Below are 25,427 nucleotides of genomic sequence, written 5' to 3' on the forward strand. Positions count from 1 at the left end.
AAAGGTGTATATATGAAAACAGCAATTAACGTAACTAATGTGTCAAAAACCTTTCGAATATATAAAAAACCCTCAGATCGTTTAAAGCAGATATTTGCTAAGAAAAAAAAGTTTTATAAGGATTTTGTAGCTCTGAATCCCTTGTCCTTTGAAATATTACAGGGAGAAGCAGTAGGGATTGTAGGAAGGAATGGTTCGGGAAAAAGTACATTGTTACAAATGATAGCGGGAACACTAACGCCTACTACAGGTAACATAAGTTTAAATGGCCGTGTTGCAGCATTGCTGGAGTTAGGTAGTGGATTTAATCCCGAATTCACAGGAAGAGAAAATGTATATCTAAATGCTGCTATTCTTGGAATCAGTCGTAATGAAATCGAAAAACGGATGGACGACGTGTTGAAATTTGCTGATATTGGTGACTTTATAGATCAACCAGTGAAAACTTATTCAAGTGGAATGTACGTTCGGCTTGCATTTGCTGTTTCAGTAAATGTTGATCCGGAAATCTTGATAGTAGATGAAGCTTTGTCGGTGGGGGATGGCCGATTTCAGCTTAAATGCTTTGAAAAAATAAAAGCACTAAAAAATTCAGGGAAAACTATCATTGTTGTTTCGCATGACCTGCAAACCATTCGTCAAATCTGTGACCGCGTAATCCTAATAGATCAGGGAAGACTGATTCAAATTGGGGAACCTAATGAAGTAGTAAACCACTATACAAAAATTTTGTTTTCTAATTATTCTCTTCCGACTGAAAAAAAACAGAATGATGCTCTCACTGTTGAAGAGTCTGACGATTTCAAAAGAGCGAATCTGATTGACGAGACAATAACAAAAGAATATCGGTATGGAAATAATGATGGAGTCATTAATGAGGTTTTTGTGAACGGGAAAGTTGATGATTTTAATCAAACGGTGATCACTGGTGAGGAACTAATCGTCTCATTCAAAGCGAAGGCGTTAAAAGAGATACAGCAGCCTATATTTGCAATGACAATTAAATCAATCAAAGGTCTTGAAGTATATGGATCCAATACATACTTCCGAAATATGCCATTCCGTGCATTAGTTCAGGATGAGCAGGTTGAAGTGACCTTTAAACATATTATGAGACTAATACCCGGTGATTATTATATTTCTCTTGGATTTGTTGAACTATTAGATGGTGATATTATTCCTTTAGATCGAAGATATGATGTTATCGAAATGAAAATACTTCCATTGCTAGGAGACAGAAGCTTTGGGATAGCAAATTTGGAAAGTGAAATAGATCTGGTGTACGAAATGAAAGAGAAAGTAAGGTGAGTCAGATGCACAATATTTTTTTAAAAGACTTACTTAAAAGTGCTGAACAAGTAACCATATCTCAAGATGGATTACTTATAGAAAATAAATATGCTGGGACATATGCGGATCTACCTGAGCAAGAAGAAATTAATTTAATCAAGGAATTACAGCAAAAAAAGTGGGAAGAGGTTGTTGCTCAACGTTATTTTAAGAAGCAACCGTGGTTATATCGAATTATTACAGATCCAGGTCGTTCGCAATTTTTGGATATTATTAATGTCAAACCTGGTGGATTGTACTTAGATGTTGGTTCAGGCTGGGGTCAAGTAGCAATACCACTTGCTCGATACGGAAAAAGTATTGCTTTCGATCTAACAAAAAACCGACTAGACATTTTATTAGAGATTGCAAAGCAGGAAAAAGTTAATTTATCAAGAATTCAAGGGAATTTCCTTACATTTCCTTTTAATGAAGAAATTTTTGATTTGATTGTCTTTAATGGATCATTGGAGTGGATAGCGTCCGGCAGAGCTGAAAACGAATCTATTAAAGAGTGTCAAATAAATGCACTAAGCAAAGCTGCGAGTTTGTTAACAAATGATGGAATTATTTATATCGGAATTGAGAATAGCTTGGGTGCTAAGTATATTATGGGCACTCATGATGATCACACTAGTATGTCTCATTTAATGTATTTATCTGAAAAATTTGCGAATGAGAAGTATAATGCGATTAGAAATAAATCTATTCCGGCTAAGACATGGTCATTATCGGAGTATGAGCAGCTATTTCAGGATGCTGGATTGTCGATTGAAAGAGTTTATGCTTGTTACCCGGATTATAAACTCATTCGAGTTATGGTTCAACTTGAAGATGTTAATTCATATCTGTTAAAAAATTCACATCAAGTTTTGGAATATGACGGCTCGAACGGTCATGGTATTGAGTATCAAAATGAACTGCGTCATCTTTATAATACTTTGGCGTTAAATAATGTAGCTCAATACTTCTGTCCATCCTATGGGTTTGTCTTAAAAAAGAAAGGTTGAATGGCAATATGGAACTCATGATAGCTTTGTTGCAATCAGGACTTATTGAGGAAGAACAAGCTAAAGATATTCGAATTACAACAATAAATAATAATCATTATAGAACATCTAAAGCTGCAACCTCACGCTTCCTCGTTCATCTTCAAGGCCAGCCATTATGTTCAATTAAGAAATTGCCAAATACTGATTTTTTTAATATTGAGGCAGCTAAAAAATTGCAAAAGAAATTAGAAGGAAACAAAGTTGTACGAGCACCGAAAATTTTCACGATTTATCAAGGTAACCTCGATTATTATCTTGTTGAACAATATATTCAAGGACATACACTCACACAGGAAATTAAAGAGAATGGTTTTTTAGATAGTTCATTTCAGTTAATTCAATTGATTGTCCAAGAATTAATGATAATCTCTGGAAATAATATGGATAGCACTTTTAATGATGAAATAGAGAAAATAAGAAACCGAGTTGAAAAAATAACGGATAATAGTGAAATAATTCAATGTTTTTTAGATGAACTTGAAAAATATGGCGAAAGACTTAAATTCAAATCAATCTTAAGTTCGGGAGATATAGCGGCGAATAACATAATAATAACAAATGAAGGTCCATATTTGGTGGATTTTGATCTTAGCAGACATACACAATTATTTTGGATAGACATCATAAGGTTTTTTTATTATTTAGAAGATTCTATTTCAAATAAAGAGTTTCCAGTAAATAAAATTCAAGAAATGTTGCCTAGAAATATCGATATCAGGTTCCTTATTCTAGTTTTCTTAATAAGTGAAATGAATCTCCAAGCTAAGATACACGATATTGGACACAATGAAATTGTTCAAAGTAATATTGAACAAATTTTTATGGAGCGTTGTTATGAATACTTCGGCATAACACCAACAGAAGTTTTAGAGATTGAAAAAAACGTAAGTAAGGAAGATTCAATATTTGTACAGATTTATTGGAATGAACAATATGATCAATCTTTCAGTGAGGATAGAAGCTTTAAACAAGAAGCGTTTATCAACGATCAACATACATTTTCATTTCTCTTAAACAAATACATAACTTCGTTGCGAATCGATCCAATAAATAGTCCAGGCCACCTGGAAATAAAATCGATTATGATAAAAGAAGCAAATGGTAGCTGGATCTCTTTGTTAGACGAAACACCTTATGTAGTGGACCAATATACTTCTTTAGTTGAATTAGATGAAGGCATTTTTATAACTACTACTAGAAGTGACCCGCAATTGGTTTTTAACCAATTACCAATCCACAATTTAAGTGAAATTAAGTTAGACATAGAAGTAGTACAACAATTGGATAGTGTAAACAAACATTTAGATAATCTCAAAGAAAAGGTAGAGATTTTACAGTTAAAAGCAATAAAGGGCGAATTTGAACTGAAGGAAAAATCAAACTATTTAAATCATGTAGAACAATTGCTTAGTAAAACAAATTTAGTTCTATATGAAACTACTGCTGAAATATTGAAATATCAAAACAGCCGGTCTTGGAAATTGACAAAACCAATAAGATATAGCGGAAGCATTGTGAAAAAAATATTTAGGATTACAAAAAAAATGGCAAGAAGAGCAGTAGGGCAAAAGGCAATCAGCCTAATGCCATTGCATGATGTTATACAACATAATGTTGGTGAGTGGGAATCTACAGGAAGTGATCCTCAGTTTTTAATTGAGCCTACAATTACAGGTGGATGGTTCGAGATTTCATATGAAGGATCAGCATCATCTCATACCGCATTAGCATTATATTATGATATTGGTTCCGGGATGTCAGAGCAACATGTTATTCCTTTTGGTTTCCTCGATACTGGCCTATTGCAAAAAAAGAAGTATATATTTCTACCTAATAATATTCAGACATTGCGTTTAGATCCTGGAGATAAAAAGCAGCACTTTGTATTAAAAAACGTAACAATCCGATCGATTACTAAGATAGAACGGTTTTATAGTACATTAAATAGTTTTTTCCAAAAACATGGTTACTCTTTTAGTACGCTAAAATATATGTCAAAAAAGATTAGCATCGTATTAAGAAATGAAGGAGTAAATGGATTAATCAAAAAAAATAAGTCCTTATTTCAAGGATCTATTCAATCGGACTTGATACAAAATGATTATAATAGTTACCTAAGATTAGAAGAACCAAGCGAAAGTAAATTAGAGTCAATGAAACAAGAAAGTCTCACTTTTAAATATAGACCACTTGTGTCTATTTTAGTTCCAGTATATAACGTAGAGGAAGAATGGTTACGCCTTTGCATTGAGTCAGCACAAAAACAGGTTTATACAAACTGGGAGCTCTGTCTTGTAGATGATTGTTCAACAAAACCTCATATTAGGGAAGTTTTGGAGGAGTATTCAAAGACAGATGATCGAATAAAGTTTAAAATACGCTCCGAGAACGGTCATATATCTGCAACATCAAATGATGCGCTAGATTTAGCAACAGGTGAATTTATTGCATTGCTTGATCATGATGATGAGTTAGCCACTATCGCACTATATGAAAATATAAAACTATTAAATCATTTCCGAGATGCAGATGTTATTTATAGTGATGAAGATAAAATAACAGTTGATGGTGAACGTCATTCTCCGTATTTTAAACCGGATTGGTCACCGGATACATTATTATCTCAAATGTATACCTGTCATTTGACAGTATATCGAAAGTCAATAGTGATTGAAGCAGGGAAATTTAGAATAGGATATGAGGGAAGTCAAGATTACGATTTAATGCTGCGAGTGTCGGAGCTAACTAACAAGATACATCATATCCCACAAATATTGTATCATTGGAGAACAATTCCGAATTCGACAGCGAATAATGCAAACGTGAAAAATTATGCACATGAAGCGGGCTTAAAAGCCCTTGAAGATGCATTACTGAGAAGAAAAATTGATGGTTGGGTTGAAACATTTGAGGATAGTTCTAATTTGTATCGTGTTCACTACATTTCGAAGGAACAACCGAAAGTTTCAATAATAATACCTAGTAAAGATTTATCAGAGGTATTAAATAAATGTCTTGAATCGATATTTAATAAATCTCAATATACTAATTTTGAAGTTATTATTGTAGACAATGGGAGCAAAGAAGAGAGCACTCACCAACTATATAGACATTGGACAGAATGTGAACCCAATAGGTTTTTTGTTTATGAATTAGACATCCCATTTAATTACTCGAAACTGAATAATTATGGAGTAACAAAGGCCACCGGTGGGATTTTATTGCTACTAAATAATGATGTAGAAGTATTAACGTCCGATTGGTTAGATGAAATGGTTGGTCATGCCACCCGTTCAGAGATAGGGGCAATTGGTGCGAGCCTCCTATATCCTGATGATTCTCTACAACATGCAGGAGTAGTCTTAGGACTGGGTGGTGTAGCAGGCCATAGCCATAAACATTTCCCATTACATCATCCTGGATATTTTAAACGATTAGAGATGATTTCAAATTATACTGCGGTGACAGCGGCCTGCTTAATGGTTAGAAAAGATATTTATAATGAGGTTGGCGGTTTTGAAGAAGAATTACAAGTTGCTTTCAATGATGTTGATTTTTGTTTGAAAATTTGGGATAAAGGCTATCGAAATATTTGGCTGCCTCAAGTTAGACTGTATCATTATGAATCAAAGAGTCGTGGTCATGAAGATACACCAGCGAAACAGAAACGATTCCATGGAGAAATTCAATGGATGCGTGATAGGTGGTCTTACATATTAGATAATGACCCATGCTACAATCCTAATCTAACAAAAGACAGAGAAGATTTTTCTTTGGGGAAGTCTTATCAGAATTAGAGTTTTAAAAACTTAATTAATTAGACCATAGAATTTAATAATTATTGAAGAAGTAAGAATGAAAGTTTGCTGGATAGGATAGTACTAGCATTATTTTGATTGGCTTACTTCTTCACATATTTGTACAATGCCTCAATGAGTCAGCGGGAACGTTTCTATCTTCTAGTTGCAATTCAATAGTGTTATTAAGAAATGACGAGATAGTGAGGGAAGATAGAAAGATGAGAATTCGTAAAGCAATTATACCTGCTGCAGGTTTAGGTACACGCTTCTTACCTGCAACTAAGGCTATGCCAAAAGAAATGTTGCCTATTGTTGACAAACCAACCATTCAATACATTATTGAAGAAGCAGTGGCATCTGGTATTGAAGACATAATAATAGTAACAGGTAAAGGGAAAAGAGCTATAGAAGATCATTTTGATAGTAGTTTTGAATTAGAAGCTAGCCTAAGAGAGAATGGAAAGCTTGAGCTTTTATCTGAGGTGCAAAAATCGTCATCTCTAGCTGATATACATTACATTAGACAAAAAGAGCCCAAAGGATTAGGACATGCAATATGGTGTGCTCGAAAATTCATTGGAGATGAACCATTTGCAGTTTTACTTGGTGATGATATTGTTCAATCGGAGCAGCCCTGTTTGAAGCAAATGATGGAATTATTTAATAAATACCAATCATCGATAATAGGTGTCAAACCTGTTAGTTATCAGGAAGTTTCGAGATATGGAATTGTTGACTATAGTGAAATAAGCGATAAATTATTTAAAGTCAGAAGTTTAGTGGAGAAGCCAAGAATAGAGGATGCCCCTTCAAATTTAGCGATAATGGGACGATATATTTTGACGCCGGAAATATTTAATATTTTAGGTAATCAAAAAGCTGGAGCAGGCAATGAAATCCAACTGACAGATGCTATTAGCGCTTTAGTTAATAAAGAGGATATTTATGCTTATCACTTTGAGGGTATTAGATATGATGTAGGAGAAAAGCTTGGATTCATAAAAACTTCTATTGAATTTGCATTACTTAGGGACGAGTTGAGAGATGATTTACTGGAGTATTTAGCTGGACTAAAACAATTGATGTATGAATCAGGAAGAAAATAATTTTCATCATTTTAGGGGCTGTCACATGGATACAATCAACAAAAAAATAAAAATAATAACAGTAATAATGTGCTGCTTATCTATGTTGTACATTGTTTATATATTATTTTCACACAATATAGTTAAAGAACATTTGTATGGTTTGACTATTATTTTATCGATTACACATTTCTATTTGATAAAAGTGTTTTATAATAGGGCTCTTTTTGGGATGCTTCTATTTTATGGTTTATTATTTATAATGTTGACGCCAGTGTTCTCGCCAATTGATGAGGGCGCTCATTTTGATCTTATTAGACAAATAATAGAGCTTAAAAAAATCCCAACTCTATTTGATAATATAAACTCAGTTGGATTATCTAATATCAGTGAGTATGCCGTACCGGGGGGAATGCAGTATGAAGCTGTTCATCCTCCTTTATATTATCTTCTTGGCTCATTATTCTCAGTAGTATTTATTAATCATGTATTAATAAACTTTTTCGTTTTACGTTTGTTAGGTTTAGCAATGTTATTAACATCATTATATTTATTATTTAAAACTAAGAATGTATTAAAACAGCATGGATTCTTGGGAAGTTCGAATATTTTAACGGGTGTGATAATATTTGTCATCTTCATAAACCCAGGTGTCCTCACAAGGATGGTAACAGTATCTAACGAAAGCTTAGTCGTTTTGTTATTCAGTCTGCAAATATACTTTATATCAAAACTATTTTTTAAAAAGGAAATAAGTACTAAAGATATCATTTTTTTATCACTCGTATCGGCAGGTTTGATATTAACTAAACTGACTGTTGCATTTATATATGTCATTGTTGTTTTATTTTTGCTAAAGAGAAAGATGATTAAAAAGGCAGTGGTTTATACTTTTAGTGTTTTCGTAGTCGTGTTGCCTTGGGTCGTATACAATCTAACTCAATATAATAAACTAACTGGTACAGGCATTCATGTGGAATATGTTAAAGGAATTGTAAATCCTTCAAAACAAGATTATGGTTTTTTCTTTGTATTGGAACAATTGCCATATCTAATAGCTTCTTTCTTAATTCCGCAAGAATATAATTTTCCTAGTGTACCTCAACTATTGCTCATGTCCACCAATATATTATCAATATTGCTTATAATCGTATTCTTTATTGCAAGCTTCAAATTGATCAACTATTCGCGAAATTTTATTGCAGTAAAGGCAAATTCTTTGAACAATTATATCGCAATAATCAGTTTATCCTTGTTACTTGGTCCACTATTGCTTGTATACGGTACGATAAGTGAAGATGTAAATATTATGATAGGAAGATATCTTTACATTAATATAATTCCAATTACGATCCTTCTAATTATATACATTAGAAAARTAATTGTTGAAAAATATCAAATGTTTATAATACTGACGCTTGTCGTATTATCATCTTTTATTTTATCTAACACAATAATCATAAGCTCTCAATTTAATAATAATGTAATTGCGAAGTTGAATGAGCTAGAGTTCGATGAGATCGATATAAAAAATATTGAAGAAGCAATGTCACAAAAAAAATTAGAGGTGAATGATCTATCAAATATTCCCATTAAATTAGGTGCGAGCAGAGAGGTATTACCACTTAAAGAAAATTATCAACTTAATGAAGAATTATTAAACAATATAAAAAAAAATAATAGCAATGATTTGATGGTTATTGGTACCGATTCCTATATTGTGTGGAAAATCAACTCTGAAATTCAAACCCGAGAAAAATTTTTGCTGCAAGTGGAGATAAACAATACAATAGAAAAAGAAAAAAGCGTTTATGGTCAGCTCTTTTGGGCTGCTAATAAATCTGGGTTTACTGAAATCAATTCATATAAATTTAAAATGAATAATGGAAAACTGATAATTCCCATTGGAAAGTATTCGGAGTGGCAAGCAAACGGGGGAGTTCAATTTCTTCGTTTTGATTTTGATGGAATGAGCGAAGGGGATGTAATAAAAATTAATCCAAGCATCATTAAGTTGAAATGAAGGCGATATATTTTTTATGAGAGAAGGATAGCCTCCGTATGTTAATTAAATGGATTCCAAAATCTACTTTGCATTTAAACATTGCTTTTATACTATCTGCATTAATTTCGTTTGTATCTATAATTAAAATACAAGATATTCTAAAAGATAAAAAGCAAGAATATACAGATATTACGGTAGGAAATATTATTTGGACTGATTATTTTAAAACGATGGATTATCAAGTCGTGCTTGGGCTAGTTTTCATATTTATTATTTGTTTCGTATCACTATGTAGATTATTGAATATAATGGATTTGAAGTTCAACAGACATCATTTTATAAATAATCGAGTGTATTTTTGTTTTTTTTCTTTAGTATACTCAATAACGCTTTTAATTTTTTCCAATGGCGCATATTATGCTCCATCATTAGTATTTGCGTTGGTACCGCTAATAACTGAGTACATAGTGTCCAAGATACAAGAGAAAGAAAAGGAAGCTATGTTCTGGAGTGTTCTAACAATCGTACCTATTACTTATTTAGGGACTGCGGGAGTCATTGTAATCGCCAATTTGGTTTTTAATGAATTATTAACTGGTTCTTTGAAGAGCATACCTCTAGTCGTTAGTTTGATTCTATGGCTAAGTGCTTTAACTTTACTAAAGTTTAAGGTTAACTCAACCTTTAGTTTAATTAAGCATTTACTTATGACTAGTCAATTATTTGCACCATTTACCTTTATGAGTGCTGTGACAATTACATACTATTACAACAATGAGATAATTAAAATAAATCATAATAAATCTTTTATCATTTTATTACTATTTGTATGTCTTCTGTTTTGTTTTCAAATCATTCATTTTTCGCGGAAGAAAAATACACCTTTACTTCGCTGGAGTGAAACGATAAGTTTTTCGACATTGGCTTCAATCTCATTTGTGGTAATATATTCAACACCGATATATAGTACGCTTATACATGACGACTTTCATATGGGTGAAATTTTGTTGCCATGGCAGCAAGTGGTTGAGTTGGGTCAATCATATAACTCTGAATTTATATCTGTACAAGGTCTTTTAGGAATGTTATATAGCGGGATGAATGAATTGTTATTCAGTGGAACGGTGTCCAGTTTTAATTCTGTACTTGTTTTAGTACCAGCGCTATTTTCGATAATAACTATTTCTGTTATTTCAATATTTTACGGAAAAAAATGGGGGCTCCTATTTGTAATTTTATATATACCTATTGCGGTTAGTCCTATTATGAGCCGAGTCTATTTAGTCTTACCAATCTTATTAACACTGTTCTACCCAAATTTAATAAAAAAACCTGTTAGATGGTTTGTTCTATGGATATGGTTATCGGCAATTCATTGTTTCTATAATCCTGCAATAGGTGCGGTGCTTACAATTGCTACATTGCCGTTTGCGATGTATATGCTTTCTACCACTATCAAACATAAGATTTTTCAGAAAATGTGGCATAATCAAAAAATCAAACTGCTTATATATCTATCGTTGCAGTTGGTTGCGTTAATATTTCTTTTTCCCTCAATTATAGGAACTGTAGTATATCTATTGGATAATAGTTCTACAAATACAGTTGCTTATGGTGTTGGTGTATTTGCTGGTAATCAGACAGTGCCAGAATGGTTCCCTCAATGGTTTAAGTATAATATGATGAATCGATTGATTTGGGAAAGTGTTCGGATTGGTGGCTGGATCGGAACATTAATGATTTTATTTTGGGTGGGTTATAAATTTCTTATGCAAAAGAGTAAAGATATTAATATGTATTTTTATATATTCACTATCTTTTCTTTTATTATTTTAATTAGCTCATATAGTTTTGGAAGGGTTGATCCTTGGTCACTTAATCGATCAGGTTCTATATCAATACTATGCATGACAGGATTTCTTCCTTTTTTGTTTTTTATGATTTATAAAAACAGAACGATGAGAATAAGTGTAGTGCTTTTTCTAGGAGTTACCCTAGGTGTCATGGGTATTCTTATTAATAACACTAACTCATTCAAAGTGGAAAAATTGACAAATCCAATATCAGTTCCGAGTCAAGCCATGCTTATAAATGGTACTGATTATAATTTACCGTCATTAGGAAAAATATTTATTGAGCCAGGGCGATTGGAAGAATTAGTGATCTTTAAAGAAGTAATGGATAAAGTGTTAAAGGACGATGAAACATTTGGAGATCTTACTAATAGATCAATGTTATATTATATTTTGAATAAAAAAGTTCCTTCACTTTATTCAGCTGATTATTTGGCAGCGAATGAAACAATTCAAAGTAAAGTTGTTGGACATTTGAAGAAAAATAAACCTCCAATTGTGTTCATTGGTCCATCAATAAGACATGATGGAGGACCTTCATCTCTCAGGTCTTATCGTATTTATAAATGGTATCTAGAAAATGGTTATCAGTATTACGAATATAAAGGTTTACAGTTCTTAGTTAATGAAGTTGGATCAAATCGAATAAATCGAACTGCGCTAAGCAAATCGGAAAATGTTGAATTATTGTCAAACGTATTTGTTCAGAAAGATTTAATGTCAATTCCAATAGCATGGGGGCGAAATTTGTCCAGAATAGATAGGTTTGATGGAGTTAATATTCAATTAAAAGAAATCAATAAAAGCAACATTCAAAGGATTGAGACTGGGTGGAATCATGTAACTGGAACAGATCCATATATTACTTGGGAAGTAAATGCTCCAATGGATGGTTTGAAATCAGACTTTATATCATTTGAGTTGGATTTTAAAACTACTCCTACGTATCCATTCAAGCTACAATTATTCTGGGACGTAGAAAATCAAATTTCTGAAAGGAATTCATTCTATTTTAATGGTTATGATGGTACTTATCTTTTACCATTAGGTTCTAATCCAAGCTGGTTATTAAATGAAGCGATAAGATATATAAGATTAGATATTGATGGGCTTGACGAGTCTACAGAGTTTGAAGTGAAAAATATAAAGATTTTGCATCTTATCAAATAATAGGAGTATGTTTAATGACAATTGTATTGTTAATACTTGCATTAGTTTTCAACTTGCTTGCTCAATCTTTCTTAAAAACAGCAGTACTTGGAATAAAGTTTGATTCACTTAGCGTTACATTTTTCACTAAATTAATTGCCTTACCTCAAATATGGGGAGGAGCATTTTTCTACGGAATTAGTTTTTTGTTTTATGTCATGGCGTTATCACGAGGCGAGTTAAGCAGAATTTCTCCAGTTTCTCAGGCGCTTACTACTTTAGGGGTGGTTCTTATTTCTGTTATATTATTTAATGAACCTCTAACGGCATTGAAAATTGTGGGGCTTATACTTCTTATAGCGGGTACAATCATTCTTTTTTTATAAGATAAAGGGGCTTACATGAAAAAGATTAACTATGATTATGCGATAATAGGTGCTGGAATTTATGGGTTGTATGCTGCTAAATATTTAGGAGAACAAGGTCTTCATGTCGCATTAATTGAGATGGATTCTGAGCCCTTGCAGCGAGCGAGTTATATCAACCAAGCTAGAGTGCATAATGGATACCATTATCCGAGGAGTGTCTCAACTGCTTCTAAGTCTGCGCATTACTATGAACGTTTTAATAGAGAGTTTGATTTTGGCATTCACAGCGAATTTAAGAAAATTTATGCTATATCCAAGTATGATTCATTAACGAATGCAGAACAATTTTTAAAGTTTTGCATGCATGTAGGTATTCCGGCTGATGAAATTAATCCTCAGAAATTTTTTAATGATGGTGTTATTGAAGCAGCTTATGAAACAGTAGAGTATACCTACGATGCTAAAAAAATTAAAGAAAAGTTCGTTGATTTGTTAAAAACTTACCCGAATGTAGATATGTATTTTAACACTCAGGTTAAGAACGTTAATAGTGACGTGGATAATTATATAATTACCATAACGGATCAGCTGACGTTACAATCTCCAAAAGTTCTTAATGCAACCTATGCAAGTATTAATCAGGTTCTGAATGTGTTTAATCTGCCTCCTTTCAAAACAAAATATGAATTATGTGAGGTTATATTAACCAAAGCAAATAAAGAACTTAATAATATAGGTATAACAGTTATGGATGGACCATTCTTTTCAATTATGCCTTTTGGTCTTTCTGGCTACCACTCACTGACATCAGTTAGTTATACACCGCATGAAACTGCGAATGGTCAATTTCCTAAATTTACTTGTCAAGACGAAAGAGTAGATTGTTCAGAGTTTTCCTTGCAAAACTGTAACTCTTGCTCTATAAGCCCGAATACAGCATGGGTAAGGATGAAGCAACAAGCACAAAAGTACTTAAGTCCAAAATTGCAGTTTGAGTATGAGAAATCATTATTCTCAGTAAAAACGATATTAAACTCTTCAGAACTAGATGATTCCAGACCAACTGTGATCAAAACGTCATCTAGCGAGCCATCTTTCATTTCGGTTTTATCAGGTAAGTTTAATACGATATATGATTTGGAGGATGTCTTATTGTGAAGGAACAAGTTTTTGTTTCTGTTGTATTATATGCATATAATGAACAAGAGTCGATTAAAAATATGCTAGTTCAAATTGATCAGACAATGAGCAGATACTTTTATCACTATGAAATCATTGTTATCAATGATGCTAGTAATGATCTTACTCTTGAACGAATAAGATCTGCTTCGGAATTTTTGCATGGTACTCTCATTGTATTGAACCTAGCCAGAAAGCATGGTGTAGAGAAAGCTATGATGGCTGGGTTAATAAAATCTATGGGTGATTTCGTATTTGAGTTAGAAAGTACCATTATGGATTTCCATTTAGAGCAGCTTATTGAACTTTATCACACTGCCTTGAAAGGATCAGATATTGTAGTTCTTACACCATCAATAAATCCATCATGGACATCAAAATTGTTTTATAAAATAATAAATAAAATTTCCTATTTAAATCTTGACCTTAGGACAGAGTCTGCTCGACTAGTATCACGGAGAGCACTGAATTCTATGTTAAACCTAAAAGAGAAAGTCCGTTACAGAAAGGCATTGTATTCGTATACTGGTTATTCAAAAGAAAGTATTCCTTATAAAACGGACAAAAACAAAATGGTTCAAGTTAGAAAGTTTAATCGTGAGAATATTGGTACAGCATTCGATATTATTGTTTCATTTTCAAATTTAGGCTTAAAATTTTCGCATTATTTATCTATAGCCTTCTTTCTTTTTAGTATGTTTATGGGGGCTTATGCCTTATATAATTACATTTTTAACGCTTATGTCGTTCAAGGATGGACTACATTAATGATTCTAATAAGTGCGGGATTTGCAGGATTGTTTTTTATTGTGGGAATGCTAGGGGAATATATTTCACGAATATTAATTGAAATTCAAGATCGTCCAGCGTATACCACGAACTCTACTGAAGTAATAAAATCGAAAATTAGAAATGTAAATGTGTATAACAGTGATCTAGAGGTCGCAGCTACAAAACAGGAGGGATAAATTTGAAAACAGCGCTTATTGGTTTTACTGGTTTTGTAGGCACAACACTTTTATCACAAACAACATTTGATGAGTGCTACAACTCTAAAAATATTAAAGAAATAAGAGGGATGGATTTCGATCTAGTTGTTTGCGCAGGTGCCCCAGCTGTAAAGTGGAAAGCTAATCAGCACCCTGAAGAAGATCTAGCCAATTTAGAAGGATTAATGTCACATTTGAATACTATAAAAGCTAAAAAGTTTGTTTTGATTTCAACCGTAGACGTTTATCAGAGTCCTCTAATGGTTGATGAAGAAACGGAGATATCTGAAGTTGCGATGGAGTCTTATGGTAAGCATCGTTATTTGTTAGAGAAATTTGTGCAGAACAAGTTTGAACGCAGTATTATTGTACGTTTACCTGGCCTCTTTGGTATTGGTCTAAAGAAAAACTTTATTTTTGATTTGATTCATGATAATTGCCTACATTTGACTCATTATAAAAGCATTTTTCAATTTTATGATATGTCACGATTGTGGAATGATTTAAACGTTGTCATGGGTAGTGATGTGTCCGTAATTAATTTTGCAACAGAGCCGGTATCAGCTGAGGAAATTGCACGTAATTGCTTCAGTACTAATTACACTAATGACAACAGCAAGGTCCCGGTAAATTATGATATGCGAAGTAAGTACGCGGGTTTATTCGGAAAATCAGGGCCTTATATGAATACAAAGGAAGAAATTTTCTTGCAAGTAAAACAATTTGTTAATAACGAAAGGGAAACACGATGAAACTAGCGATATCGAATATTGCCTGGGAATCACATGAAAATGATCAAATTATTCCTTTGTTAAAGAGATTTGGAGTTAGTGGTATTGAAATAGCTCCAACAAAGCATTGGGAGGAACCAGCGGTAGCCAGTGATTATTCAATTGAAAATTATAAAACATTTTGGATCAGTCGGGGGCTTACTCCAATAGCAATGCAATCATTATTGTTCAACAAAGGTCATTTGTCCATTTTTGGAGATACTCAGCAGGAGACGATGCATTATTTAATCTCTATTTTAAGATTAGCAAGCAAATTGGGTATAAAAGCGGTTGTGTTTGGATCACCAAAAAATCGGCTGATCGGTACTTCAAATCGTGAAATGAGACATGGAGAAGCTATTGATTTTTTCAGAGAAATTGGTGAACAATCTATTCAATTAGGTGTGCAGCTTTGCATTGAACCAAATCCAGTAAAATACGGATGTGATTTTATTACAACCTCTTTAGAAGGATTAGAATTTGTTAAAGCCGTGAACAGCGATGGAGTGAAACTTCATTTGGATACTAGTACCCTACTGTTAAATGAGGAAGATCCAAAAATAATACTGCCAGAGTGCCTACCATATACAGGTCACTTTCATATTAGTGATCCATTCCTAAATATTCCAGGAAACTATAATCTTGGACATGAAGCAATTGCTGGAGTACTTCATGATTGCGATTATCAGGAATGGGTGTCTATTGAGATGAAAAACGGTATTCTTAAAGATAATAACGAAGCATTATTGCAAGCACTGGAATATGTGAGAAAAAATTATTTTCAAATATGAGGGTGAGGTACTTATAAGGAATGGTATATCGGTTAGAGTGGATGGTTCCCAATCATGATGTGAAAGAATTCTCATCAAAAAAAAATAGCTACTGTTTATGTATCCCTGTAATTAACGAGGGTGAAAAGATTCAGAAACAGCTTTCTAAAATAAAATCATTTATAAATACAGTGGATGTTATTATTTTGGACGGAGGAAGTAAAGATGGTTCTTTAGAAGATGATTTTTTGAAAAGTAATGGGATTAGATCGATCTTAACTAAGAGAGATAAGGGAAAACTTAGTGCTCAATTAAGAATGGGTTTTGCATACGCCTTGGATCAAGGATACGATGGAGTAATTACTATGGACGGTAATAATAAGGATAGTGTTGATTCAATACCTTTATTTATCGAACAACTCGAAAAAGGTTTTGACTTTATTCAAGGTTCAAGATACGTTCCTGGAGGAAATGAAGTGAATACTCCTCTGAGTAGAAAATTAGCAATTAAACTTATTCATGCTCCATATCTATCTCTTTTATCAGGTTTTAGATATACAGATACCACAAATGGATTTAGAGGACATTCAAGAAGACTTCTAATGGATCCGCGTGTGAGTCCGTTTAGAGACATCTTTGATACCTACGAACTGCTAGCATATTTATCTTACATATCCCCTAAAATAGGGATGAAGGTTATTGAAATACCTGTTAGTCGTGTCTATCCTAAGGGGAAAATCCCTACTAAAATAAGTCCAATTAAAGGAAATATGTTATTGCTTCGAACATTAGCAAATCTAGCACTCCGAAAATATAGTGTTAAATAATAGGGGGGATTTCATTGAAAGGTATAATTCTAGCAGGTGGAACGGGTTCACGCCTGTTTCCCTTAACCAAAGTAACAAATAAACACTTACTTCCCGTAGGAAAATATCCAATGATTTTTCATTCTATTGCGAAGCTAAAAGAAGCGGATATTAATGATATTCTTATCGTAACTGGTAAGGAACATATGGGCGATGTCGTGAATTTACTCGGAAGCGGCCATGAATTCGGAGTATCATTTACTTATAAGGTTCAGGATGAAGCTGGAGGCATTGCACAAGCGCTTGGATTAGCTGAGCATTTCGTTAATGGTGACCAAATGGTCGTCATTTTAGGTGATAATGTATTTGTTGATAGCATTGCCCCTTTTGTCTGTAACTTTAAAGAACAAAATAAAGGTGCAAAAATTCTGATTCAAGAGGTTCATGACCCTCAGCGATACGGTGTGCCTGAGCTAGGCGGGTCTAAAATTGTTTCCATTGAAGAGAAACCGAAGCAGCCCAAAAGCAGCTATGCGGTTACAGGAATATATATGTATGACAGCAAGGTATTTGAAATTGTTAGAACACTCAAGCCTTCCGGTCGCGGAGAACTCGAAATAACGGATGTTAATAATGCCTATATTGAGGCAGATGAGCTTAGTTATGATATCCTCCAAGGCTGGTGGACGGATGCAGGTACTCATGCTTCTTTGACCAAAGCTAATGAGCTTGCTAAAGACATTACCTTTGGCGAAGAGTTCGGTAAACTAAAACTATAATAGAGATGGTGACATATGAAAGTATTAAACTCTAAGCTCCCAGGAGTAACACTACTAGAACCTGCTGTATACGGTGATCATAGAGGCTTCTTTATGGAAAGCTATAATGAACAAGTCGCACATGATAATGGGATTATGCATTCCTTTATCCAAGATAATCATTCCTTATCCGTAGAAGCTGGGGTACTACGCGGCATGCACTATCAATTGTCACCTAAGGCACAAACGAAGCTTGTTCGTGTTACAGCAGGTGCAATCTATGATGTTGTTATTGATATTCGGAAAGGCTCGCCAACGTATTGGCAATGGCAAGGCTTTATTCTAAGTGCAGCCAACAAACGTCAATTGCTCGTGCCACAAGGATTTGCTCACGGTTTCTGTACACTTGTTCCCAACTGCGAGGTTCAGTATAAGGTGGATGCTCTTTACTCACCTGAACACGACCGAGGCATAGCCTGGAATGACCCAGCCCTTGCAATCGACTGGCCGACATCCAATCCGATATTATCGGACAAGGATGGCAAACATCCGCTGCTGGCTGACGCGGAATTCAACTTTGTATATGGAGGGTGAGTTAGTCTCATGAAATTACTAATTACCGGTGGTGCCGGCTTTATTGGCAGCAACTTTGTTTTATCTATGATCAAAAACTATCCGAGTTATGAAATCATAAATGTAGATGCACTGACCTATGCAGGCAACCTTGAAAACTTGCGTACGATTGAGCATCACTCAAATCATAAATTTGTGAAAGCCGACATCGCGAATCGAAGCGAATTGGAGCCGTTGTTCCAACAAGGTATCGATGCGGTCATTAACTTTGCAGCTGAATCGCATGTGGATCGCAGTATTTTGCATCCTGAGATTTTTGTGCAAACGAACGTACTGGGGACGCAAACTCTTCTGGATCTGACGAAACAATATCAGGTTGCCAAGTTTGTGCAAGTGTCGACGGATGAAGTGTACGGTACGTTAGGAGAGACAGGTCTCTTCACTGAGGACACGCCAATTGCTCCAAACAGCCCATATTCGGCAAGCAAAGCTGGAGCGGATCTGCTCGTAAGAGCTTATCATGAAACATTTGGCCTCAATGTGAACATTACGCGATGCTCGAATAACTATGGCCCTTATCAATTCCCGGAGAAGCTGATCCCGTTGATGATCCAGAATGCGCTTCAGGATAAGCCGCTTCCCGTTTACGGTGACGGGCTTAATGTGCGTGATTGGCTATATGTAGAGGATCATTGTAGTGCGATTGATCTAGTGCTGCATAAAGGCCGCGCTGGTGAAGTCTATAATGTTGGTGGGCGGAATGAACGGAATAACTTGCAAGTTGTCCGCACCATCCTTGAGGAACTAGGCAAGCCAGAATCTTTGATTTCCTATGTCAAGGATCGCTTAGGTCACGATCGACGTTATGCGATTGATGCCGATAAAATCCGAAATGAGCTAGGCTGGCAGCCAAAGTTCAATTACGAGGATGGTATTAAAGAAACGATTCGTTGGTATCTCGACAACACGGAATGGATGGCGCAGGTGGCATCAGGAACTTACCAACAATACTATGAAACGCAATATAAGGATCGCCTGGAGGCGAACGAATCCAATGTCTAAAATGAAAATGATCATTACAGGCGCGAATGGGCAGCTTGGGCGTGAATTGACGGAATGGAAAACGGAAACGGCTGAAGTCATCGGTTTCGGACGCAATGAACTGGATATTACGAGCCTTCCGGCTTGCCGCAACTTATTTACGATTCATCGTCCAGATGTCGTCATTCATTGCGCTGCCTATACGGCAGTAGATAAAGCCGAGTCCGAGCCGGACGAGGCTTTTCGTGTGAATGCAGCAGCTACCCGCAATGTTGCGGTTGCAGCTCGCGAGGTTGGTGCGAAGTTTTGTTATATCAGCACGGACTATGTCTTTGATGGAACAGGTACAACACCATACAATGAATATGACCGAACGAATCCACAAACGGTTTATGGAAAATCCAAACTCGCAGGTGAACTTGCGGTGCAGATGCTGCATGATCGATTTTTCATCGTGCGTACTTCTTGGGTGTATGGGAAATACGGCAATAACTTTGTGAAGACGATGCTGAAGATGGCAGGCGAACGTGATCAACTCAAAGTCGTGTCAGATCAAGTCGGCTCGCCGACGTATACATATGATCTGGCTGCCTTTTTACTAGAACTTGTACAAACAGATTATTTTGGCGTCTATCATGCATCTAACTCCGGCATCTGCTCCTGGTATGATTTCGCCATAGCTATCTTCGAGGATAGTGCGATTTCTATTCAAGTTGATCCTTGTGCAACGGCTGATTTTCCGAGACCGGCACCAAGGCCTGCCTACTCGGTGTTGGATCATTCTGCCATTCGCAGTAACGGTTTTCAACCCCTTCGTCCGTGGAGGGAAGCGTTAAACCACTATCTCAAAGACAGTGAGTGATAATTGGATGGCTACAGCCAGCGTTTGTATCGTTACCTATAATAGTGCAAATGACATCGAAAATTGCATCGATGCCGTTCTTAGGCAAAGCTTTCCTGCTGAAAGCATTGTCATCATCGACAATGCCTCCACTGATGATACGGCTGAGCGAGTGATGCCTTATGCGAAGCAGAAGCAAGTTCAATTCATAGCGAACAAAGAGAACAACGGGTTTGCTGGTGGCCAGAATCAGGCTATTCGGCAGACCCGTTCGGATTATGTGCTCGTTTTGAATCCGGACGTGACGCTTGATCCTAACTATCTGTCTGAGATTATACGTTTTATGGAGCAAAATCCTTCGGTTGGAAGTGCAACCGGACAGCTTGTTTTTGCGTCTAATACGGATGTAATGGACAGCGCTGGTCTTGGAATGAAGCATACAAGAAATGCGTATGACCTGGCTGCGGGAGAGCCTGCAGTCGACTGGAAAGAAACCAAGCAAGTGTTTGGAGTTTCCGGTGCAGCGGCTGTTTACCGAAGAGCAATGATCGATGACATCTCCTATTCCGATCAATTTTTTGACGAGTATTTTTTCGCATATAAAGAAGATGTCGATGTTGCGTGGCGTGCACGGAAGCTCGGTTGGACTGCTTTTTATGTACCTGCAGCGTATGCTTTGCATCATCGAGGCTGGAAGAAGGGCGGACGCAGCAATGTGCCGTTGTTCGTTCGCCAGCATTCTTATCAGAACCGCTTTTTTACGCTGATTAAGAATGAGTCGTTAGGCTGGCATTCGTTGTTGATAGGCCCGTTAATAGCAGCTACTGAGATTGTTAAGCTAGGGTACATCATTCTTAAAGAACCTGGCTTGCTTCGCTGTTGGCCAGAGATTATTCGCAGTATGCCGAGCATGCTTGCCAAACGTAATTGGCTCATTCAAAAAGCAAAGCAGAGGAATCTCTACTAGGATCATATAAATGAATCTCTCTTATCATATGGTAATAAATGGGGTTCTCCTTGCTTATTATATTTGGTACAATGCAGGTAGAGTCGAAATTTAAGGAAATGCGGGTGATTACGGCGAATGCTGAGGCAAAACCAACGATTTTTGACGCAATTGTATATGTTGGCGGATTTGTTCTGTACATTGGTCGTATTTATGGCCGCGTATTGGCTTAAATTTTACAGCGGTCTGTTGCCAAGTTTTAATTCCGTTTCATTCTCTACGTATTTACTCTGGGGAACCATATATTCATTCTCTGCTGTACTTGTCGGGTTTTATTTTCAATTCTATTCACCTAAACGCCGTAAAAATTATTCATATGAAATATTGCGCATTTTACAGATTCAAACGATTAGCTTTCTCGGGCTGTTAAGTTTATTTTTCTTCACTCGTGAGGTACATATTTCCCGGGAATTTCTCGCCATCTTTTTCGTCATGAATTTCGTAGCCATTACGTCATATCGCTATTGGGTCAAATCAATACTGGCTTCGTTACGCCGCAAAGGATTCAATAAACGATTTGTACTCATCGTAGGGGCGGGAACTGTGGGGCGCAGCTTCTATTCCAACCTGCAGCAGCATCCTGATCTCGGCTATGAGGTAGTTGGTTTTCTAGATGATTATCAGAAGGAGCATGCACTGGAGCATCAGAGTATGAAGCCGATTATCGGCCTGCTGAGCGACCTGCGGATGAAGCTGGAAAAGGAGCCGATTGATGAGGTCATCATCGCACTGCCGCTGGAGGCCCATGCGAAGTATGCGGAAATTATTGAGGTTTGTGAGCGGACCGGTGTCAAAACGCTGATTATACCTGACTTTTTCGATTTGCTGCCAGCAAAGCCCTTCTTTGATAATTTTGCAGGAATCCCGCTTATTAACGTAAGGGACATTCCGCTTGATGAGCTCAGCAATCGTATTCTTAAACGCTGGTTCGATATTGCTTTTTCACTGGCAGCCGTTATCTTAACCTCTCCAATTATGCTGTTCATCGTAGTTGGTCTCAAGCTGACGTCTCCAGGCCCGATTCTGTTCAAGCAGGAGCGCATGGGGCTTGATCGCAAAACCTTCTATATGTTCAAGTTTCGCTCGATGCATGTGTCGGATGACTCGGTTTCGAACACGCAGTGGACGGTCGAGAACGATCCGCGACGCACGAAGTTCGGCAGTTTTCTTCGGCGAACGAGCTTGGATGAGCTTCCGCAGTTTTTCAATGTGCTGCTAGGGCATATGAGCGTGGTTGGACCGCGTCCGGAGCGTCCTTATTTCGTACATCAGTTCAAAGAGGAAATTCCAAAATATATGATTAAGCATCAAATCAGACCTGGTATAACAGGTTGGGCACAAACAAACGGCTTAAGAGGCGATACTTCCATTAAAGACAGAATCATGTTCGACATTTTTTATATAGAGAACTGGACGTTTTTCTTCGATATCAAAATTATTCTTAAAACAGTTCTGAAGGGCTTGATTAACAAAAATGCTTACTAAGAGCAACCTGGTATGCCGCGTGTCTGTCATTATTCCTACATTAAATGCTGGCCCTGATCTGAATGAGCTGCTAAAACGGCTGAAGCAGCAATCGCTGCCTCCCTACGAATTGATCGTCATTGATTCCAGCTCGAATGATGGAACGGCTGAGCTAGCCCGTGAGGCTGGTGCGCTAGTGATCCCTGTGAAGCGAAGCGAGTTCGATCATGGCGGAACCCGCAATCATGCCGCAATGCAAGCCAAGGGCGATATCTTGATGTTTATGACACAGGATGCGATGCCTCGCGACGAGAAGCTTATCGAGGAATTGGTTAAGCCGCTGCTAATGACGGAGAAGAACGTTTATGCTTATGCCAGGCAGTTAGCGAAGCCGGGAGCAAACGTACTGGAGCGGCTAGCTAGAGAGCATAACTACCCAGCCGAATCGAAGTTGAAATCCTATGAGGATATTGACCAGCTAGGAATAAAGACGTTTTTCTGCTCCAATGTGTGTTCGGCTATTCGTAGAGAGGTTTTTGAAGCAATGGGACGTTTTCAGGAGCCGGTTATTTTTAACGAGGATCTATTTATGGCTGCCAAATGCGTGCTAAGCGGGTATAACATTGCTTATAGCGCCGAGGCAGCCGTTTACCATTCACATGATTATTCGGTTGTCGAGCAGTTTAAAAGATATTTCGACAACGGCATTTCGATGCGCTGCAACACTTGGATTACGCCATACAGCGCAGTTGGAAAGGCTGGCTCGAATTTAGTGAAGCTGCAGCTCAAACAACTGCATAAAGAACGTCAATGGCTGCTGGTACCGAAGCTTGCAGTTGAATCGGCAGCGAAGCTGATTGGCTACAAGCTGGGCATGAATTATCGCTTGCTTCCCTCGTTTCTTACAAGAAAATTAAGCATGCATCGACTCATTCTCACGCATATCGAGAATCAGGCGTCAGGAGTTGCTATGAAGCAATAATTCCACTCATACTATGATTATAAGCTCCGCCGAATTTCAAACTTCGGAGGGCTTTTTTTATTTTCGCTGTATACGTTCCTAACCACCCGCTCAAACTAGACAAATCTGTCAGAGCCTGCACGGATGAAGGAAAGAGGTGTTAACCCCATGTGGTCACTATGGATCGCAGCTGCGCTTGCTGTATACGTGACGCAAGTTGCAGTTGTGCTTGTTATGGAGCATCGGCGCCCGGTACAGCTGACCGCTTGGCTACTCATTGTTCTCGCATGTCCGATTATCGGATTTATCGCTTACCTCATACTTGGCAAAGATTATGCTAGACGCAGACGTATCCAGCAATTCAAAGAAGTGACGCTGCGGTATGCTGAGCAGCTTACAGAGAGAGCCGCAGTACCCATAGCGAGAAGAGACGAGCAGATGAATAAGCAGGAGGACCTATATCGCAAGCTTAGCGGCTTAGCATCGTTTCCTGTTACAGCAAATAATAAAACATGCGTACTGACTAACGGCGAGAGTACCTTTGAATCGATTCTAGCTCAGCTTGAGCTTGCAGAGCATCACATACATATGGACTATTATACGATTCGGGACGATGAGATCGGCAGACGTTTTCTGAAGGTGCTTACTAGGAAAGCGAAGGCAGGTGTAGAAGTTCGGATTGTGTATGACGGCATAGGAAGCCTTCATTTAAGCCAAGCATATATCGAGGAGCTTCATCAGTCAGGCGTGCGGACAAGCTGCTTTTTACCGCCTAAGGTAGCCTTTTTCGATCGGAAATTAAATTATCGCAACCATCGTAAAATCGTAATTGTCGATGGTGAGGTGGGCTTTGTCGGCGGGATCAATATTGGAGATGAATATTTGGGCAAAGATCCGAAGCTCGGGTTTTGGCGAGATACACATTTGCGGCTTGAAGGAAATTGTGTGGCCTATTTGCAGGAAGTTTTTATGAATGACTGGGCTTTTGCATCCAAAGAGGAGCTTGCGGGATCACGCTATATGCCTAAGCTGCCAGACTGCGGCAAGGAGCGCGTGTTGATTGTATCAAGCAAGCCAGGACAGCATAATCATCAAATCGTTGAGGTTATGTTTGCAGGGATTGCAGCGGCGACCTCAAGAATCTATATTACGACGCCGTATTTCATACCTGACCCCAGCTTGACAATGGCACTAAGGACGGCAGCCCTTGGTGGGGTTGACGTTCGTTTAATAATTCCGGGTGTAGGCGACTCGAAGCTCGTACTGTTGGCAACGTTATCCTACCTCCAGGAGATGCTTGATGCTGGCGTCAAGGTTTATCGCTATGAGAAGGGCTTCATTCATGCAAAGGTGATGATTGTCGATCATATGCTTGCTACGGTCGGTACGGCAAATGTTGACCTGAGGAGCTTGCTCAGCAATTTTGAGCTCAATGCCGTTCTCTTCGAGAAAGAGACGATCAATCGATTAGAGGCTGACTTTATAGAGGATCTAAAGCACAGCTGCGAGCTGGAACGCGAGTCCTTCTCCAGACGGCCAAAAGGTCAGAAAATGGCGGAATCCTTGCTTCATATGCTATCGCCTTTGTTATGAATGATGAATGGCATTGCGTATTTTCGGGCATATTT

The 25,427-nt window shown here is 37.0% G+C and carries 20 protein-coding genes; all 20 read left to right on the top strand.

Annotated features, from left to right (window positions below):
• The first annotated feature begins 12 nt into the window (after nt 1-12).
• Complete coding sequence (locus AB4Z29_RS18925; protein WP_441944575.1) at nt 13-1,308, top strand: ABC transporter ATP-binding protein; 1,296 nt, start codon at nt 13-15, stop codon at nt 1,306-1,308.
• A gap of 5 nt (nt 1,309-1,313) precedes the next feature.
• On the top strand, nt 1,314-2,339 hold the full coding sequence (locus AB4Z29_RS18930) for a class I SAM-dependent methyltransferase (RefSeq protein ID WP_441944680.1): 1,026 nt from the start codon (nt 1,314-1,316) through the stop codon (nt 2,337-2,339).
• Between the two features lie 8 nt (nt 2,340-2,347).
• Nucleotides 2,348-6,178 (top strand): glycosyltransferase, encoded by a 3,831-nt coding sequence (locus AB4Z29_RS18935; RefSeq protein WP_441944576.1) that lies wholly within the window; start codon nt 2,348-2,350, stop codon nt 6,176-6,178.
• A gap of 221 nt (nt 6,179-6,399) precedes the next feature.
• The gene (gene galU, locus AB4Z29_RS18940) at nt 6,400-7,287 is read left to right on the top strand and encodes a UTP--glucose-1-phosphate uridylyltransferase GalU (RefSeq protein WP_441944577.1); all 888 of its coding nucleotides are present in this window, start codon (nt 6,400-6,402) and stop codon (nt 7,285-7,287) included.
• A 25-nt stretch (nt 7,288-7,312) separates the two neighbouring features.
• A complete protein-coding gene (locus AB4Z29_RS18945; RefSeq protein ID WP_441944578.1) occupies nt 7,313-9,289 on the top strand; it encodes a hypothetical protein in 1,977 nt (658 codons plus the stop codon).
• Nucleotides 9,290-9,327: 38 nt separating this feature from the next.
• Complete coding sequence (locus AB4Z29_RS18950) at nt 9,328-12,294, top strand: hypothetical protein (protein WP_441944579.1); 2,967 nt, start codon at nt 9,328-9,330, stop codon at nt 12,292-12,294.
• Between the two features lie 14 nt (nt 12,295-12,308).
• On the top strand, nt 12,309-12,659 hold the full coding sequence (locus tag AB4Z29_RS18955; protein ID WP_441944580.1) for a hypothetical protein: 351 nt from the start codon (nt 12,309-12,311) through the stop codon (nt 12,657-12,659).
• A 15-nt stretch (nt 12,660-12,674) separates the two neighbouring features.
• On the top strand, nt 12,675-13,799 hold the full coding sequence (locus tag AB4Z29_RS18960) for an FAD-dependent oxidoreductase (protein ID WP_441944581.1): 1,125 nt from the start codon (nt 12,675-12,677) through the stop codon (nt 13,797-13,799).
• Complete coding sequence (locus AB4Z29_RS18965) at nt 13,796-14,788, top strand: glycosyltransferase (RefSeq protein WP_441944582.1); 993 nt, start codon at nt 13,796-13,798, stop codon at nt 14,786-14,788. Before AB4Z29_RS18960 ends, AB4Z29_RS18965 begins: the two co-directional genes overlap by 4 nt.
• A 2-nt stretch (nt 14,789-14,790) precedes the next feature.
• A complete protein-coding gene (locus AB4Z29_RS18970) occupies nt 14,791-15,561 on the top strand; it encodes a pyridine nucleotide transhydrogenase (RefSeq protein WP_441944583.1) in 771 nt (256 codons plus the stop codon).
• Nucleotides 15,558-16,370: a sugar phosphate isomerase/epimerase family protein gene (locus AB4Z29_RS18975; protein WP_441944584.1), complete on the top strand. Its 813-nt coding sequence runs from the start codon at nt 15,558-15,560 to the stop codon at nt 16,368-16,370. Before AB4Z29_RS18970 ends, AB4Z29_RS18975 begins: the two co-directional genes overlap by 4 nt.
• 20 nt (nt 16,371-16,390) lie before the next feature.
• On the top strand, nt 16,391-17,176 hold the full coding sequence (locus AB4Z29_RS18980) for a glycosyltransferase family 2 protein (protein WP_441944585.1): 786 nt from the start codon (nt 16,391-16,393) through the stop codon (nt 17,174-17,176).
• Nucleotides 17,177-17,190: 14 nt separating this feature from the next.
• Nucleotides 17,191-17,934 (top strand): sugar phosphate nucleotidyltransferase, encoded by a 744-nt coding sequence (locus tag AB4Z29_RS18985; protein ID WP_441944586.1) that lies wholly within the window; start codon nt 17,191-17,193, stop codon nt 17,932-17,934.
• A 15-nt stretch (nt 17,935-17,949) separates the two neighbouring features.
• On the top strand, nt 17,950-18,507 hold the full coding sequence (rfbC, locus tag AB4Z29_RS18990; protein ID WP_441944587.1) for a dTDP-4-dehydrorhamnose 3,5-epimerase: 558 nt from the start codon (nt 17,950-17,952) through the stop codon (nt 18,505-18,507).
• 9 nt (nt 18,508-18,516) lie between these two features.
• Entirely contained in the window at nt 18,517-19,548 is a 1,032-nt protein-coding gene (gene rfbB / locus AB4Z29_RS18995; protein ID WP_441944588.1) for a dTDP-glucose 4,6-dehydratase, read from the top strand.
• Between the two features lies 1 nt (nt 19,549).
• Nucleotides 19,550-20,389: a dTDP-4-dehydrorhamnose reductase gene (rfbD, locus tag AB4Z29_RS19000; protein ID WP_441944681.1), complete on the top strand. Its 840-nt coding sequence runs from the start codon at nt 19,550-19,552 to the stop codon at nt 20,387-20,389.
• Nucleotides 20,390-20,396: 7 nt separating this feature from the next.
• Complete coding sequence (locus tag AB4Z29_RS19005; protein WP_441944589.1) at nt 20,397-21,335, top strand: glycosyltransferase family 2 protein; 939 nt, start codon at nt 20,397-20,399, stop codon at nt 21,333-21,335.
• A gap of 117 nt (nt 21,336-21,452) precedes the next feature.
• Nucleotides 21,453-22,859 carry an undecaprenyl-phosphate glucose phosphotransferase gene (locus AB4Z29_RS19010; RefSeq protein ID WP_441944590.1) on the top strand — a complete coding sequence of 469 codons (1,407 nt, stop codon included), beginning with the start codon at nt 21,453-21,455 and terminating at the stop codon, nt 22,857-22,859.
• A complete protein-coding gene (locus AB4Z29_RS19015) occupies nt 22,849-23,820 on the top strand; it encodes a glycosyltransferase family 2 protein (RefSeq protein WP_441944591.1) in 972 nt (323 codons plus the stop codon). Before AB4Z29_RS19010 ends, AB4Z29_RS19015 begins: the two co-directional genes overlap by 11 nt.
• Before the next feature lie 147 nt (nt 23,821-23,967).
• Complete coding sequence (gene cls / locus AB4Z29_RS19020; RefSeq protein ID WP_441944592.1) at nt 23,968-25,392, top strand: cardiolipin synthase; 1,425 nt, start codon at nt 23,968-23,970, stop codon at nt 25,390-25,392.
• The last annotated feature ends 35 nt before the right edge of the window (nt 25,393-25,427 follow it).

Origin of the sequence: Paenibacillus sp. 2TAB23 (assembly GCF_052115165.1) — a bacterium.
Lineage (GTDB): Bacteria > Bacillota > Bacilli > Paenibacillales > Paenibacillaceae > Pristimantibacillus.

What these genes read in the sequence shown, in the direction of transcription:
- AB4Z29_RS18925 (WP_441944575.1), top strand. Translation starts at nt 13, where the DNA reads ATGAAAACAGCAATTAACGTAACTAATGTGTCAAAAACCTTTCGAATA.
- AB4Z29_RS18930 (WP_441944680.1), top strand. Translation starts at nt 1,314, where the DNA reads ATGCACAATATTTTTTTAAAAGACTTACTTAAAAGTGCTGAACAAGTA.
- AB4Z29_RS18935 (WP_441944576.1), top strand. Translation starts at nt 2,348, where the DNA reads ATGGAACTCATGATAGCTTTGTTGCAATCAGGACTTATTGAGGAAGAA.
- galU (WP_441944577.1), top strand. Translation starts at nt 6,400, where the DNA reads ATGAGAATTCGTAAAGCAATTATACCTGCTGCAGGTTTAGGTACACGC.
- AB4Z29_RS18950 (WP_441944579.1), top strand. Translation starts at nt 9,328, where the DNA reads ATGTTAATTAAATGGATTCCAAAATCTACTTTGCATTTAAACATTGCT.
- AB4Z29_RS18955 (WP_441944580.1), top strand. Translation starts at nt 12,309, where the DNA reads ATGACAATTGTATTGTTAATACTTGCATTAGTTTTCAACTTGCTTGCT.
- AB4Z29_RS18960 (WP_441944581.1), top strand. Translation starts at nt 12,675, where the DNA reads ATGAAAAAGATTAACTATGATTATGCGATAATAGGTGCTGGAATTTAT.
- AB4Z29_RS18975 (WP_441944584.1), top strand. Translation starts at nt 15,558, where the DNA reads ATGAAACTAGCGATATCGAATATTGCCTGGGAATCACATGAAAATGAT.
- AB4Z29_RS18980 (WP_441944585.1), top strand. Translation starts at nt 16,391, where the DNA reads ATGGTATATCGGTTAGAGTGGATGGTTCCCAATCATGATGTGAAAGAA.
- rfbC (WP_441944587.1), top strand. Translation starts at nt 17,950, where the DNA reads ATGAAAGTATTAAACTCTAAGCTCCCAGGAGTAACACTACTAGAACCT.
- rfbB (WP_441944588.1), top strand. Translation starts at nt 18,517, where the DNA reads ATGAAATTACTAATTACCGGTGGTGCCGGCTTTATTGGCAGCAACTTT.
- rfbD (WP_441944681.1), top strand. Translation starts at nt 19,550, where the DNA reads ATGAAAATGATCATTACAGGCGCGAATGGGCAGCTTGGGCGTGAATTG.
- AB4Z29_RS19005 (WP_441944589.1), top strand. Translation starts at nt 20,397, where the DNA reads ATGGCTACAGCCAGCGTTTGTATCGTTACCTATAATAGTGCAAATGAC.
- AB4Z29_RS19010 (WP_441944590.1), top strand. Translation starts at nt 21,453, where the DNA reads ATGCTGAGGCAAAACCAACGATTTTTGACGCAATTGTATATGTTGGCG.
- AB4Z29_RS19015 (WP_441944591.1), top strand. Translation starts at nt 22,849, where the DNA reads ATGCTTACTAAGAGCAACCTGGTATGCCGCGTGTCTGTCATTATTCCT.
- cls (WP_441944592.1), top strand. Translation starts at nt 23,968, where the DNA reads ATGTGGTCACTATGGATCGCAGCTGCGCTTGCTGTATACGTGACGCAA.